Origin of the sequence: Arcobacter sp. CECT 8983 (genome assembly GCF_004118855.1) — a bacterium.
In the GTDB taxonomy this organism is placed as follows: domain Bacteria; phylum Campylobacterota; class Campylobacteria; order Campylobacterales; family Arcobacteraceae; genus Halarcobacter.
In genome coordinates this window covers 1-16390 of record NZ_PDKF01000003.1, presented here as the reverse complement: position 1 = coordinate 16390, position 16390 = coordinate 1, and the positions used below count along the sequence as shown (strand labels likewise).

The 16390-nt window shown below is 29.1% G+C and carries 12 protein-coding genes; 1 reads left to right on the top strand and 11 read right to left on the bottom strand.

Features of this window, described 5'->3' with window-relative positions; all coding sequences use genetic code 11:
• Position 1: 1 nt before the first annotated feature.
• The 9 genes from CRV01_RS02225 to CRV01_RS02185 all read right to left on the bottom strand — a co-directional run bounded on the left by CRV01_RS02225 (position 2) and on the right by CRV01_RS02185 (position 6567).
• The gene (locus CRV01_RS02225) at positions 2 to 1000 is read right to left on the bottom strand and encodes an amidohydrolase family protein (protein WP_129006619.1); all 999 of its coding nucleotides are present in this window, start codon (positions 998 to 1000) and stop codon (positions 2 to 4) included.
• Positions 1000 to 1638: a MerR family transcriptional regulator gene (locus CRV01_RS02220; protein ID WP_129006618.1), complete on the bottom strand. Its 639-nt coding sequence runs from the start codon at positions 1636 to 1638 to the stop codon at positions 1000 to 1002. Before CRV01_RS02220 ends, CRV01_RS02225 begins: the two co-directional genes overlap by 1 nt.
• A 101-nt stretch (positions 1639 to 1739) precedes the next feature.
• A complete protein-coding gene (gene rarD / locus CRV01_RS02215; RefSeq protein ID WP_129006617.1) occupies positions 1740 to 2627 on the bottom strand; it encodes an EamA family transporter RarD in 888 nt (295 codons plus the stop codon).
• A gap of 59 nt (positions 2628 to 2686) precedes the next feature.
• Positions 2687 to 2917, bottom strand: coding sequence for a thioredoxin family protein (locus CRV01_RS02210; protein WP_129006616.1), 231 nt, complete (start codon positions 2915 to 2917; stop codon positions 2687 to 2689).
• A gap of 28 nt (positions 2918 to 2945) precedes the next feature.
• Positions 2946 to 3908: a permease gene (locus CRV01_RS02205; RefSeq protein WP_129006615.1), complete on the bottom strand. Its 963-nt coding sequence runs from the start codon at positions 3906 to 3908 to the stop codon at positions 2946 to 2948.
• A 1-nt stretch (position 3909) separates the two neighbouring features.
• Complete coding sequence (locus CRV01_RS02200; protein WP_129006614.1) at positions 3910 to 4314, bottom strand: arsenate reductase ArsC; 405 nt, start codon at positions 4312 to 4314, stop codon at positions 3910 to 3912.
• A 267-nt stretch (positions 4315 to 4581) separates the two neighbouring features.
• Positions 4582 to 5835 carry an arsenic transporter gene (locus CRV01_RS02195; protein ID WP_129006613.1) on the bottom strand — a complete coding sequence of 418 codons (1254 nt, stop codon included), beginning with the start codon at positions 5833 to 5835 and terminating at the stop codon, positions 4582 to 4584.
• Positions 5836 to 5902: 67 nt separating this feature from the next.
• Entirely contained in the window at positions 5903 to 6259 is a 357-nt protein-coding gene (locus CRV01_RS02190) for a gamma-glutamylcyclotransferase (RefSeq protein WP_129006612.1), read from the bottom strand.
• Positions 6259 to 6567 carry a metalloregulator ArsR/SmtB family transcription factor gene (locus CRV01_RS02185; protein ID WP_129006611.1) on the bottom strand — a complete coding sequence of 103 codons (309 nt, stop codon included), beginning with the start codon at positions 6565 to 6567 and terminating at the stop codon, positions 6259 to 6261. The genes CRV01_RS02190 and CRV01_RS02185 overlap by 1 nt, the downstream gene beginning before the upstream one ends.
• 253 nt (positions 6568 to 6820) lie before the next feature.
• On the opposite strand from CRV01_RS02185, the gene CRV01_RS02180 reads away from it, so the two are divergent.
• Positions 6821 to 9190: a diguanylate cyclase gene (locus CRV01_RS02180; protein WP_164970000.1), complete on the top strand. Its 2370-nt coding sequence runs from the start codon at positions 6821 to 6823 to the stop codon at positions 9188 to 9190.
• Between the two features lie 24 nt (positions 9191 to 9214).
• On the opposite strand, the gene tkt is transcribed toward CRV01_RS02180, so the two are convergent.
• Both tkt and CRV01_RS02170 read right to left on the bottom strand, forming a co-directional pair.
• Positions 9215 to 11125, bottom strand: a complete 1911-nt coding sequence (gene tkt, locus CRV01_RS02175) for a transketolase (RefSeq protein ID WP_129006609.1) — start codon at positions 11123 to 11125, stop codon at positions 9215 to 9217.
• 117 nt (positions 11126 to 11242) lie between these two features.
• A partial coding sequence (locus tag CRV01_RS02170; protein WP_164969999.1) for a VWA domain-containing protein occupies positions 11243 to 16390 on the bottom strand: 5148 nt, incomplete at its 5' end.

Here is a 16390-nt window from a genome sequence, read left to right as displayed (position 1 = left end):
TTTATTCCTTTATTAATTTCTGCCAATTTGTATAAATTAAAGAATCTTCTTTAAAATATTCATTAAAAAACTCGATATTTCTATCAAGTGGATTTTCAACTTTTTCTAACTTTCTTCTCTTTTTTAATCCTAAGGTATGATATGAAAACATAGGAGAAAAAGGAACAGGATAATCTGTACCAAAAAGAAGTTTATTATGAATTTGACTTTGATTTTTGGCTAAATCTTTTATAATCTTTGATCTAAAATTCATCACCATAGCAGATAAATCTGCATATACATTTTCATGACTTTCTAAATATTCTATTGTTTTAAAATAGTCATCTCCAAACTTTTTATTATCAAAAGAAAAATTGTTTAAAATTTTTGTTGGTCTATGCTCCATTATAGAGTTTACACCAAAATGTGCAAGTACAACTTTACACCCTACTTCTATTGCCATATTTGCAACTTCTACTTTTTCATACATAGGATTTGATTCAATCGCATGTTCACTTCCTGTATGGATGATTATAGGTAAATTATATTTTTTAATCTTTTCAAAATATGGAATATACTTTTCATCTGTAATATCTATATCCCAATAATTTTGTAAAAATTTAGCCCCTTTAAATCCTGATTCAAAATACTCATCAAGTAAATCTAAAGCATCTAATCTATTTGGATTTACAGAGAAAAAAGGTATCACTTCTTTTGGATATCTTTTGTATTCTTTTAAAACATCATCATTTGATGAGCAAACAGTTTTATCCCTTGATATTTCTCTTCCCTTACTATCAACTTTTGCATCCACAGGAAGTACAACAGACTTTTTAACATATTTTGATGTTTTTATATTATTTATAAAAGCATCAACAAAGGCGTCATATTTTCTATTTAATAAATCATCTTTTTCAACTCCAAGTTTTTTTGCAAAAAGTGAAATAGCTACTTTGTCATAAACTCTTGAAAAAGATACATTTGGATTCAATAAATGTGCATGAAAGTCGATAGTTTCCATTAGCTTTCCTTTTTAAACTCAATAATCGTGTGTCTATTAAAAATGTATGGTTTAAATGAATTTAAAATATTAAGAATTAAAACCTCTGGTAAAAAACCTGTTTTTTCTAAAACTTTTGAACTCAGTTCTCTTTCAAGTAAAGCTAGTTTTTTACTAGTAGTTACATACTCTTTTATAAGTTCACTTGCAACTTCATAGCTTCTAAGTTCTTCGTAAACTTTTAAAACTTCTAATTCTGTTTTAAAATAGATATCTTTATCATCAACTAAGTCCAGCTCAATTGCTTCTTCTACAATCTGTTTGTCTAAATCCTTTTTTGAAATAGGATTTTTAATTTCACTAGATAACATCTGAATAGATTGTAAAATAAGTTCAGCTCTATCGTCAAAATCAATTCTATAATAATCAAATAACTCTTTTATATAATCAATAGAAAAATTCAAATTATCTTTGAAATATTTAATCAAATTTAAAACGGTAACTGTGATTTCTGGGTAATACTTCATATTTTTTGAAGTATTAACTGTATTTGGAAGTAGTCCTTTTTTATAATAAAAGGCAATTGTATGATTACTAAGTTCTACTTGTTCTACAAGTTCACTCATTTTATAAAACATTTTTCCATTTATAATTTTCATATTTACTCCTAAAAGTAAAGAGTTTAACTCTTCACTTTTGAAAGTATAAAGAAATTTAAATTAAAAGTAAAGAGTTAAACTCTTTACTTTTAATGTTATGCCTATTTATTAAATAGAATTCTTTTTATAGAATCAGATGAAAAAATAATTAAAGCTATCCAAATTAGCACAAAAGTTACTAATTTATCGAAGTTAAACTCCTCATTGTAAAGAAAAATTGCAATAAAAAATGAAACTGTAGGTGCTAAATATTGAAAAAAACCTAAAGTAATAAGTTTCATTCTTCTTGCTGCACCATTAAATAATAAAAGAGGAATAACAGTAACTAAACCACTAAGAGCAAGCATAAATGAAGTATAAAAAGAAGTTGACTCAAAAAAAGCCACCACATCATAGTGATATAAATAAAACAGATATCCTAAAGCAAAAGGTAAAAGAATAATTACTTCAATAAAAAGTCCTGTAATAGAACCAACATCTATTTTTTTTCTAAGAACACCATAAAAACTAAAAGAAAAAGCAAGTATCAAAGAAACAATTGGTAAATATCCAAGGGAAAAAAGCTGATAAAAAACAGCTATAATAGCAATTGAAATTGCAAGAGACTGCTTTCTTGTTATTCTTTCATTAAAAATCAAAAACCCAAGTCCTACATTTACTAAAGGATTTATATAATATCCCAATGAAGCCTCTAATATTCTATCATTTGTAATTGCCCAAATAAAAGTCAGCCAATTTAATGAGATTACAAAAGTTGAAAAAAATAGATATTTTATTGTTCTTAGATCTTTTATTGATAATAAAAGAGATTGTAACTCTTTTTTAAAAAAGAAAAAAGGTAAAAGTGTAAAAAAAGAAAAAAGTATTCTATAAATAAGAATTTCAAAAGCATCTACACTTGCAACTTGTTTAAAATAAATTGGGGCTAAACCACCCCAAAATAAAAATGCTAATATGGCATAAATTTGCCCTAATCTATTTTCACTCAATATATTATCTTTATAATTTTTGTGAAACTATATCTAAATTCTAGTGAAAGTTACAATTGCTATTTTAAAAACTCTTTTACTTCTTCTTTATTTAATAATTTTCCACTACTTTTAACAGTTCCATTTACTACTAATGCTGGTGTTGATAAAACTTGATATTCCATAATTTTGATTGGGTCATCTACTTTTTCTATTTGTGCAAATATTTTTTCATCTGCAACTGCTTGTTTTACATTTTGAAGCAATGCTTCACATTTTGTACAACCTGTACCTAAAATTTCAATTTTCATTTTTTCTCCTTTTTAAAGATAACCTTTTTTATAAAATAGAGTTGAAAACAACTCCAACTATAAATATTGCCGCACCTACAGTTGAAAAAAATATTGAAATAAGCTTCATTGACAATACTCTTTTTAAAATCAATGCTTCTGGAAGACTAAGTGCAACAACTGCCATCATAAATGAAAGAGCCGTTCCAAGTAACATTCCCTTTGAAGTAAGAACTTCAATAAGAGGTAACATTCCTGCTGCACTAGAATACATAGGTATTCCCATGATTACACCCATAAGTGGTGCCCACCAAGCATCTCCGCTTGCATACTTTACAATAGTTTCTGCTGGAACATATCCATGGATAAATGCTCCAATTCCTATACCTATTATTACATAAATATAAATCTTTTTAAAGATGTCCGTACTAGCTGCCCAAGCTTCTTTTGCTCTACTTTGTAAACTTTGACTCTCTTCATTTGTATTACCACAACAAGACTCAACTGGTTTTACATCTATTAAAACCTCTTTTTCTAAATTTAAACTTCCTATTAATAGACCTGCAATTATTGCTAAAAGAATTACTGTACCAATATAAAGAAGAGTAATCTTAACTCCAAAAAGAGAAAACAAAAGTGCAATAACAACCGCATCACTAAGTGGTGCTGAAATAAGGTAAGAAAAAGTTACGCCTAAAGGAATTCTTGCTTGTAAAAACCCTAAAAAAAGTGGAATTGCACTACAAGAACAAAAAGGAGTCAACATTCCAAAAAATGAAGCAAATACATGACCTATTAGTTTATGTTTTCCACTTAGATAATCTCTTATTTTCTCAACAGGAAAATAGCTTCTTAAAAAGCTAACAATATAAATAATAGTCACTAAAAGAATAAATATCTTTACTGTATCATAAATGAAAAAATGAAGTGCATCGGCTAAATGCTCTCCTTTTGTAAGACCCAATGAATCATAAACCAAAAAATCTACAAATTTTTCCCAATAAAAAAACATCTTATAAACCTAAAGCCTCTTTAACTTTTGGTAATAATTCAGTTTCAATCTCTTCATATGTTTTAAGAAATGCATCAAAATCTTTTCCATCTGGATCTTCAAAGCCAACATGAATAATTTTAGTTGCATTTGGGAACATTGGGCAAGTCTCATTTGCATGGTCACAAACAGTTACTACTAAATCATACTCATTGTCTAAAACCTTATCAATAGTTTTTGAATGATATTCCTCTTTCCAGATACCTTTTTGCTCTAATAGTTTTTGTGCATTTGGATTAACTCTTCCACTTGCTTTTACCCCAGATGAATCTGAACTTACACCATCTAACTTTGCATTTATTAATGCTTCAGCAATAATACTTCTGCAAGAATTTCCTGTACATAAAATTAATACTTTTTTATCCATCTTTATTCCTTTTATTTATATGTTCTAAACTACTTGTTCTCATTATGGCTTCACCAAGGGTACCCCAGAATTAAAATTCTGACCCTTTGGTTGCAGAAACATTCAAACAAATAGTTTAAAACATCTTACTCACAAAAGATTTTATTAAGTTTATTTGAACGATTCTGGAACTTTAGGGCCAACATCTTTGATGTTGGGGTACCCAAAGTGAAGCTCTAGTAAAAATAAACTACAATAAAATCTCTATTCACATAAAACTAAACTACTCTATACTAAAGTTAATAGCACAACAAATAAAATAGGTGGAGTTACTATTAAACCAAATTTACTATATTGCCAAAAACCAATTTTCACACCCTTTTGAGATAAAACATGAAGCCATAGTAAAGTTGCTAAAGAACCAAATGGTGTCATTTTAGGTCCCAAGTTACATCCAATAATATTTGCATAAGCTAAAGTTTGATTAGGAATATCTGTTAAAGCAATATCCATAATCATAACCGTTGGCATATTATTCATAATAGCACTTAAAAAAGCAGAGATAAAACCTGTTCCTAAAATAGCAATGACATCACCTCTTTGAACTAAATCTTGTAAAATAGTTGTTAAGTAGTCAGTAAGACCTGCATTTTTTAAACCATAAACTACTATATAAAGACCTATACTAAACCACACAACTTGCCAAGGTGCAGTTTTAATTGTAAGCCAAGCTCTCGCACTTTTTGTGTAGCTTGCAATTGCTAAAAAAATCAACCCACCACCTAAAGCAAATACAGAAACTGGTAAATCATAATTGTCTCCAACAAAATATCCAACTAAAAGTAAAGCTAGAAAAACCCAAGAAAATTTAAATAGAGTTCTATTTTTTAATACTTCATCTGGATTTTTTAGTAAACTCACATCTATTTCTCTTGGAATATCTTTTCGTAAGAAAGCCCATAAAAAAGAGATAGTAACTACTGTACTTACTACATAAGGAACAAACATACGAGATAAATACTCTAAGAACCCTATATCAAAATAGTTAGCTGTTACTATATTTGTAAGGTTTGAAAAAACAAAAGGTAAAGAAGCAGAATCACTAATAAAACCACCAGCAAGTAAAAAGGCTAAAATTGTTTTTGCATTTAATTTTAGTATTCTCATTTTTGCTAATAAAATTGGCGTTAAGATTAATGCTGCCCCATCATTTGCAAAAAGTGCAGAAACAAAACTTCCAAGAAGCAAAGCATATACAAACATTAAATGTCCATTTCCACATGATAGTTTCGCCATTTTAATAGCACACCACTCAAAAAAGCCAATCTCATCTAAAACCATTGAAAGAATTATAATTCCAATAAAGGCTAAAGTTGCATCCCAAACTATATCACTTACAACTAATACATCTTCAAAACTAACAACACCCGCTATTAGTGCAACTATTGCTCCTATAACAGCTGTTGTTCCTATTTGTAAACCCTTTGGTTGCCAAATAACAAATATTAAAGTAATCAAAAAAATTGAACTAGCTAATATCATAATTTTTCCTATATTAAAATCAATACATCAAGATATCTTGATGTTAAAATATCAAAAAAAAGAACTCCTAAGAGTCCTCTTCCATATCTAAAACTTCTTGCTTAAGAGTATAAATAAAAGTATCAACTTCAAATTCATCATATCTCTCAACTGTTACAGGAGTTCTTTCAAACTCTTGTCCTTCAAACTCATCTAAATAATCCCAATTATCTATTAAATTTGATGAATAAAATAGATACCCGTGAATTGTGTCATTCCCTGCATCTAATCTTATTCCTGGATATCCCATTGAAGCTGACCATCCAGCATCAATAAGACGACCTTTTACTGTTGCAGGTACAAACTTACCTACAATATTTTCCAAAACATGTCCATTTGGACAGTTTGGCATAAGTGTTCCATAAACAAATAGTGTTTCAGTCATTATATATCACAAGCCTTTGTTAAATTTGGTAATTTTATATCTAAAGTCATAATCTCTTTTATTGCACTTTGTCTAAATTCATCAAGGGGAGTTCTAACTGAATAATAAGCCCATCGCCCTTGCCTATCAACTCTTAAAAATCCTGCTTCTTTTAGTATCTTTAAGTGTCTTGATAATCTTGATTGAATCATATCAAAAGAGTTTTCTAAATCACATACACAACATTTTCCATGAATATTTAAAAATTTTAATAACTTCACTCTTGTCTCATCATTTAAAGCTGATGTAGACTTTAAAAAGATCTCCATAAAAAATGTTCCTTTTAATTTCTTTGATGTAAGTGTATCAAAATATAGCTTATATATCAATATATCTTGATATATTAAAAATAATTTAATAGTGATTATTACAAGAAAATTTCATACTATTAATTTACATCTATTTAAACTTATTATATACTTCTTACATATTAGACACAGGAACCATTATATGGCACTAAATGCAATAAAAATATTTTTTACTTTTATAATACTATTAAGTTGCTCCCAAGCTAGCAACACTTTGAGACTATCAAATAACTTAAAATCTAATATTGATATTTTAGCAAATCAAATTGAATTATATTTTCAAACAAATACATCAAAAAGAGAAATTTATATTTCCAACTTATTTAAAATATATTATGAAAACTATAACAAAATTGCAGCATTTGAAATAAAAAATAATTATAAAACTATTTATAGTTCATATAGAGATGAGGAAGTAATGACTTTATTAAAAAACATTGAACTTTCTTTAAATTTTAATAAAACAAATGAGTTCTATGAAAAAGAGATAAAAGATATCAGAGGCAAAAAAATTGCTACTTTGATAGTATATTTTAAAAAAACCATTAACTTTTCAAAAAAAGAACTTGAATACTTACAAAATAAAAAAGTATTAAAAGTACAAAATGATGCAAGTTTGCCTCCTTATAACTTTAATGAAAATGGAATTCCTACAGGATATGCTATAGAGTATTTAGAACTTATTGCAAATGAATTAGCTTTAGAATTAAAATTTATTCCTGGTAAATGGAATGACTTTATGAATATGTTAGAAAATAAAGAACTTGATTTGATGATTAATGTATTAAAATCAAAAAAAAGAGAAGAAAGATTTCTTTTTTCAAATAAACCTTTTGTAAGCTCTCCCCTTGCAATGCTTACACGAATTGAGCATAAAGATGTTCATACTTTTGAGGAAATGGAAGGTGAAACTATGGCTTTAGTTAAGGGCTACCATAGTTATGATAGAGTAAAAAAAGATTATCCAAAAATTAATATTTATCCTACATCAAACACAATTACAATGATGAAAGCAGTTTCTCAAGGAAAAGCAGATGGAGCATATGGTCTAAAATCAGTTTTAGATTACAATATCAATAAACATTTTTTATCAAATTTAAAAACAATGAAAAATACAAATGATGATGAATTTGGATTTTATTTTGCATATAATAAAGATAATCTTATATTAAAAAGTATTATACAAAAGGCAGAAAAGCTAATTTCAAAAAAAGATATTGAAGAGTTAGATAAAAAATGGTTTAGAAAATTTAAAGAAACAAAGAAAAAAAGTAGAAACTATCTTTTTACTAAAGAAGAGATTTCTTACTTAAATAAAAAGGGATCTATTTCTATGTGTATTGACCCAAACTTTGAACCCTTTGAATTTATAACTAAAGAAGGTAATTACTCAGGAATTATTGCAAATTTTATAGAAACTATGTCAAAAAACTCTGGAATAAAATTTGAGATATTAGCAAAAGAGTCATGGAGTTCATCTTTAAATGCAGTAAAAAGCCATCTATGTGATATCTTACCTTTTTCTATTCAAACTACAAAAAGAACTGAATACCTTAACTTTACAAAAAAGTATTTTACTTTTTCTAACGTGATTGCTACAAGAGATTCAGAAATATTTATCAACTCTCTAGAAGATATTAAAAACAAAAAAATTGCTATTGTAAAAGATTATGCAACTATTGAATTAATAAAAAGAAAATATCCTGATACAAAAATCGTAGAAGTAGATAATACTTTAGAGGGATTAAAAGGCGTAAAAAAAGGAGATTTTTTTGCTTTCGTTGGGCTTTTTCCAGCTGTTGCACAAACACTTCAAAAAAACAATATCAATAACGTAAAAATTACAGGTAAAACTTCTATTAATATAGATGCAAAAATTGCAATAAGAGATGATGAACCTATTTTACAAAGTATTTTAAATAAAGCTATAAACTCTGTTAAAGAAGAAGAAAAAGAACAAGTATTAAATAAATGGCTTACTATCATAAAAAAAGAAGGTCTAAACACTAAACTATTTATACAAATAATTACTATTATTGTGATTATATCTGCATTGATTATCTTTTATGTTATTTACAACTCAAATAAAAAATTGAGAAAACTATCTCAAACAGATAAATTAACAAATGTTTATAATCGTTTTAAACTTGATGCACTAATGGAACAAGAGCTTAATAGAAAAAAAAGATACAGTCAAGATTTAAGTATTATTCTTATAGATATAGATTTTTTCAAAAAAATCAATGATATTTATGGTCACTTAACAGGGGATAAAATCCTTCAAGAGTTTGCTAAAATAGTAAAAGATAATCTAAGAAAAACAGACTATTTTGGAAGATGGGGAGGAGAAGAATTTCTTATCATACTTCCAAATACAGATGAACAAAATGCCTATAACCTTGCTGAAAAATTAAGAAAGTTTATTGAAACAAGCAAATTTTATAATAATATAAATATAACTGCAAGTTTTGGTGTTACACAGTGCAAAGATATACATGGAAACAAATGTCTAAACAATGTTGATAAAGCTTTATATGAAGCAAAAGAAGCAAATAGAAATTGTGTGAAGATTTATAAAAAGTAGGAATATTATCCTACTTTTTATTTATTATAATTCGTTTTTAACTCTTTCAACTAAAGACTCAACAGTAAATCCAAACTCTTTAAATAATTCACCTGCTGGTCCTGAAGCACCAAATGAATCCATTCCAAATACTTCATCAGCAAATTTATAATACTCTAATCCTCTTGCTGCTTCTACTGCAAATACTTTTGTAGAAGGCTTAATGATTTTTGAGATATATTCTTTGTCTTGCTCAAGTAAAAGGTCAAAACAAGGAACAGAAACAATATTTGCTTTTATTCCATCTTTATCTAACTGACAAGCTGCTTTTAGTGCTAAAGAAACTTCAGAACCTGAAGCCATAATAGTAACTGTTGCATTTTCTCTTTCTTTTAAAAGATATCCACCATTTGATACATCACCGTAAGCTTTCTCTTTTTTAAGAACTTCTAAATCTTGTCTTGAACAAACAAAAGCAGTAGGAGCATTCATTTTAAATGCTACTTTCCATGAATCAACATTTTCATTTGCATCTGCTGGTCTAAATACATAAAAGTTTGGTAAAGCTCTAAATTGAGATAAATGCTCAATTGGTTGGTGAGTTGGTCCATCTTCTCCAACACCAATAGAATCATGAGTCCATACAAAGTGTTGTGGAATTGAAGCTAAAGCTGCAATTCTTGCACTAGGTTTTAAATAATCAGAGAATACAAAGAACGTAGCAGAGAATACTCTAAATAATCCATATAAATTCATTGCATTTGTCATTGCAGCCATTGCATGTTCTCTAATTCCAAAGTGAACATTTCTTCCATTTGGAAAATCACCCATATTAGCTAATTCTGTTTTATTTGATGGAGCAAGGTCTGCTGAACCACCTAAGAAACCTGGAACTGCCTGTGCAATTGCATTTAGTATTTTATGATTTGAACCTCTTGTTGCAACTTTAGTTCCAACTTCAAATTCTGGATATTTAATTGCATCAAAATCTGGATTTTGAAGTTGTTCTATTTTTGCTTTAGTTTCATCAGATAATGATTCATTCCAAGCATTTTCTGCCTCAACACCTTGTATTAATTTATCAAAGGCACCTTTGATATCATAAGGAACAACAAAAGTCTCTTCTGGATCAAACCCAGCTTTTACTTTAGATGCTTTAATTTCATCTTCACCTAATGGAGCACCATGCGTATGATGACTTCCTTCTAAAGTTGCAGCACCTTTACCAATTGCAGTATTTGCAATAATAAGTGCTGGCTTATCTGAAGCTTTTGCTGCAACAATAGCTTTATCAATTTGATCAAAGTTATGTCCATCTATTTCAAACACTTCAAAGTTAATTGCTTGGAATCTTTTTTTAACATTTTCAGACCATGCAATTGATGTATCACCTTCAATTGTAATCTCATTTGAATCATAAATAACAACTAAGTTATCTAAATTTAAATGACCTGCCATTGAACATGCTTCATAAGAAATACCTTCTTGTAAATCTCCATCTCCACAAAGACAATATACATTATGATTGATAACATCTTTACCTAAAACATTTTGTGCATATTTTGAAGCCATTGCAAAACCAACTGCATTTGCAATACCTTGTCCTAATGGTCCAGTTGTAATTTCAACACCATGAGTATGTCCATATTCTGGGTGTCCTGGAGTTCTAGAATTGTGTTGTCTAAATTCTCTCATATCTGCTAAATTTACATCAAATCCCCATAGATGAAGTAAAGAATAAACTAAACCAGTTGCATGTCCTCCTGAGAAAACTAATCTATCTCTGTTTAGCCATTTGTCATTTGATGGATTTAAATTCAAGTGAGAACTTAAAACTGTAGCAATATCAGCCATACCCATTGGTGCACCTGGGTGTCCTGAATTTGCTTTTTGAACCATATCAGCTGCTAAGAACCTAATCGTATCTGCTTGTTTTTGAAGTAGTTGTTTTGACATAATTATCCTAATTATTGTGTGTTTTGTTGATTAATTTTGAGCGATTATACCTAAAAATAGTTAAATGATATTTGAAGTAAAAAAAGCTTAAAAGAAAAGGACTTGTCCTTTTCTTTTTTAGATGTCTGATTCTATTGAAACATCATCATCTATAAGTACTTTTACATTTGCTGTTGCAGAACTTGTACCTTGATATACATTAAAGGTATTACCTTCAGAATCAGTTTCAGTACCTTTGCTTTCCCAGTTTTCAGCTCCACCTTCTAGTTTTACTTTATCACCACTATCACCAAAGATTTTTAAGATATTTTCATTATCTGTTAAGTCTTCAATACTTTGCTCATCTACAATTAATTCATTTATTAAATCATTTGTTAAATCAATTTCTTCTATATTGCTAATATTTGATTTAATATCTGATAAATCAATATCATCATCTCCTAAGATTTTAAGAGTATCTTCACCTTCTTGTCCATCTATAATATCATTTGGATTATAGATAATTTCATCATCTCCAGCACCTGCATTTATAATTGCTGAATTTCCTTGAGAATCAAATTTTTCATCAGCGTCAGTTCCAGTCATATTAGATGAAGCTTCAACTTCTAATTTTGCATTTGCTGTAACAGTATTTGTGTCATTATTTTCTTCTTCAGTTGAAGTTACACTTGCGCTCATAGAATTAATTTGCGATGATGATAAACTTTCAGACGATACAAAAGTATAAGTATGTTCATACCCTACATTATTTGGTAAAGTAACTGTTCCATTAGTAACTGTATACTCCGTTCCATCACTATCTTTTATTGATGACACAGATGAAGGAATATTATCAAGTGTGATTTGAGATAAGGTCTCACTACCATCAAGGTCACCTAACATTGCAGCTAAAGTAATTGTATAACTGTATGCTGTTGTTGTAGATGTAGGTAATGTATTAAATACATCAGAATTACCTTTTACTACAGTATCTCCTACTTTAATATTCTCAAAATCTTTTACTTTATTTTGAATATTATCTACATTATTATCATACTCTTCTTTTGTATAACCATTTAAAATTATAGAGTCATTACCCCATCCTCCTGATAGGTTATTACTATAAACTTTTCCATCTATTTGTAGCATATCATCACCAGAACCTAAAGAAATATCACTATTCCAAGTTACATCACCTTTGATATGTACTTTATCATCATCTGAACCTGTATCTATGTCGCCATCAATGTTACCACCAACATATACTTGATCATTTCCTGATGATGTTTTGATATCACTATTATATTGAACATCACCATCTATTTGTACTCTGTCATCATCTGAACCAGTGTTTATGTCACCAGATATATTTCCTTTTACAGTTATACTATCTTCTCCATAAGATGTTTTTATATCACTGTTATATTGAACATCACCATCTACAACTACTTCATCATCTCCTGAATATGTATAAATATCACCATCTATACTATTATTGATTAGTACTTTATCATCAGAAAAACTACCAAGATGATTATCAAGATAACCTAAGTTATTTAATACTGATGAATTATCTGATGCATTACTTCCATCCCATTCATCAAAAGTTAAATCCATTGAAGAAGAACCAGCAATTTGAATTTCTCCATTATCTTCTATACTAAAACTTAGTCTAGGTGCACTTGCAGTAGTATCAATACTGTTTTCAATATTGATATTTACATCAATACTTGCAGTATCTCCATCCTCATCACTTACATTTATAGTGAAAGATTCACTATCTTCAACCATATTATTTCTTAATCCACCAAATGAATACTCACCTGTTTTAAAGTTAAATTCTAATATTCCTCCAGAACTAGTTAGTATAGTAAGAATATTGTTCGTAGCTTCAGATAGTGTATGAGTAACCCCATCAACTACAATTGAATCAATAGATATATCACCATCGCCACCTGTAATATTGTCAAGAATATTACCCTCAACTTTTTTAAAGATATTTTCTACAAGTTTATCTTTTAGTTCATTTTCATCTTCAATAATTGTTACATTAGTTTTTACATTACCTACACTTTGTGCAACCATATCTAAATATGTACTATCAGTAATACCTTTTCCAATACCTATAACATTTAATTCTTTCGCATAATCTTCTAAGAAATCTTTCCAGTTATCTAAATATCTACTATCTATTATTCCAGGTTCACCTAAGCCTGATTGGCTATCATCATTTTCTACATTTGGTTTTCCATCTGAAATAAAGTAAATAGTAGCTTTTTCACCATTTGCAGGCGCTACATAATCTGTATATGTCTCTTCAAGTGCATCTTCATAGTTTGTTTTTCCACCCGCACTCATATTATTGATAATATTTAATGCATCTTCTGGACTATACCAACCATTTTCAGAACCACTACCATCTAAGTCATCTGCTGTAGCTGAGAATTTTGTTAAATTCACTTTAATATTAGAGTATTGTTCATAAGTATCAATCATATTTTCTAAGGCTTCTTTTGCAAGTGCTAATCTAGTTGTCCATGAACCATCTTCTAGTTGTACATCATCATTCATACTTCCTGAAATATCTAATACAATGATAATATTTTCATCACTTTTTACAGTATTTGCTTCAAAATCTAAAGTTTGTGATTCATCTTCAGTATAAACTAATGAATCACTATCATTTGCTTCTTTGAAGTTTGTACCATCATCGTTATCTCTTGTTTCTGTTGCTCTTGCTGTGATACCTAAATCAATATCTTCTGTTCCTTTTGGAACTGTCATTTTAATATTGTCGCTTATACTTTTTGTTCCAGCTGGTAATTCTACACTCCAAGTACCATCATTATTATTTATTAATGTATATGAAGAGTTTGTTGATGTAAGTTCGGCTCCTTCTGGAACATTTGTAATTGTTACTGTTAAGCTTTCACTTCCATCTAAATCTTTTAGCTCAGCACTAAAGTCAATATCATACTCTACATTTGTATCAGAAGAAGGAACTTCTGCATCACCTTTTGTTGTACCATCACCAAAAACTATTCCTTCTATATTATTAACAGTTAAGATTTTACCTGTATCTAAGTCTTTTATACGTGCATCTATATTATCATGACCTTGTTCAGGACCACTATAATTTACAAATTCATATTTTGAAGCATCTTTTGCTAAATAAAGTAGGTCAACCCCACTACCACCTGCAACAGCTCCTCCATTTATATCACCAGTGATTGCTATAATATCATTACCACCATTACTATTTATATTTGAACCACCCGCAATATCATTGTAAGTTATTACATCATCGCCTTCAGTACCATGAGTATTTACATTTTGTAAAGCATTTTCAATAGAGAATGTTGTTTCACCAATTTTAACTAAATCAAAAGTTATATTCTCTTGGTTTCCACCTGCATTTTCGGCATTATTGTTATGTTCTGAATTTCCAGGAGCATTTTGATCTCCATTTCCAAATCCATTATTTCCACCATTATTATCTACAGTTGTAGTTTTTTCAGTTGCAATTTTTACATCAATACTTACTTCTGGTGCATCTGCAACTGCTATTACTTCTATATCTGTTGTATATTCAACATCTTTAAAGTTTCCATTCTCATCACCAATTTGGAATTTAAAACTTGTATCAGCATCACTATTTTCTTTTGGTTCATAAACAACATTACCTGCTGCAACATTTGCTAAAGATACAATTTGTCCTTCAGTAATCTCAATTTTTGTATCTTCTGTTACAGTATGAGGGTTTCCTTCTTTATCAATTATTATTTCACCTTTGTGAACAATTAGATATAAAGTACCTTCACTTGGAAGTTCAGTTATCTTGAACTGTTTTACAGCCTCTCCATATTCTCCAAAATCTGTTTCAGTTAAAACATAAGTTTGATCTTCATTTATTGTTATTGAATCATCAGTTGAACTAAAGTCATCTGTAAAAGAACCACTTAAATCAAAAGAATCAGTAGAAGGATTTACATCTTCATAGTTTCCTCCAACTATATCTTTTACTTTAATTTCTACTTTTGATAAATCACTGAAATCTTTTGCATCTAAAGTTAAAGTTCCTCTTCCTGTTGCATTTAAATCTACTTCATATTCAATACCATTTACTTCAACGATTGCTTTTGCACTTCCTTGAGGTGGATAGTTTTCATCAACTTGGATATTAAATGTAACTTTACCTTCAGATGTACTAATATCTGTTATTTCAGGATCAATTACTTCTGTATATGAAACTTTATGAATTAAATAATCATCATCATGCCCTGGTGCTGAGAATTCTGCTTTATCAAATGCCATTGGTTCACCATTTGCATCTGGGAATTCAAAAGTATAAGATAAATCAACTCTGTCTGTTCCACCTTGTGCATTAACTTCTTTTAATAATTTATTATTCATATCATAATATCTAACAACGGCATCTTTGTTTGATCCACCACCTGAAACTGTAGCATAACCTATTGCTTGACCATCATCTGAGAATGTAATTTTTGCAGTTTCATGGTTATTTCTCCATGCAAAAGCAACATCAAGAGAATCTACATCATTAGTAAAATCGAAAACTATTTTTTCACTTGTTCCATTAGAGCCATATCCTAACTCAGATCTTGCTCCTCCACCAGAAGTATTTCCATCAACACCAAATCCATCATGATTTGTTCCTTTTACAACAGATAGAGTTCCAGGATTTCCGTTTGTATCATAAGCAGTAATATTTACGCCTGTTGCATCTCCAAATTCAGTATCTACATCAATTACTTTTGGAGAAGTAGCAACTGCTGTAACTGTTACGTCAATTGGATCATTATCATCATTTATTGTTATAACTGCTTTTTTCCCAGTAATATCTATTTCATCATTTGATGTAGATGTAATTGATATAGTCTCTTTAGTTTCTCCCTGTTTATATGCATCATCTACTCTTGATGTTTCAACTTCAGTACTTCCTGTAAGTTTACCAGCTTCTATTAAAATAGTATCTCCACTACTTAAAGTGATAACTAAATCTTCACTTAGTGCTACATCAATAGTTGCAGTAACTAAACCTTTTATTTTATTTCCTGTTGCAGTTCCATCTGTAACTTCTGATACTTCACTTCCTGATAAAGTAATTGTTGGTGTAGCATCATTATCTAAGATTGTTCCTGTTGCATCTACTCCACCTACAGAAATAGAATACGCTTCTGTATCTTCTTTTAAGTCATCATCTACTGTTGGTGTTGTAATTGTAAACGATGTTACTCCTGCTGGTACTGTGATTTTTCCAGTACT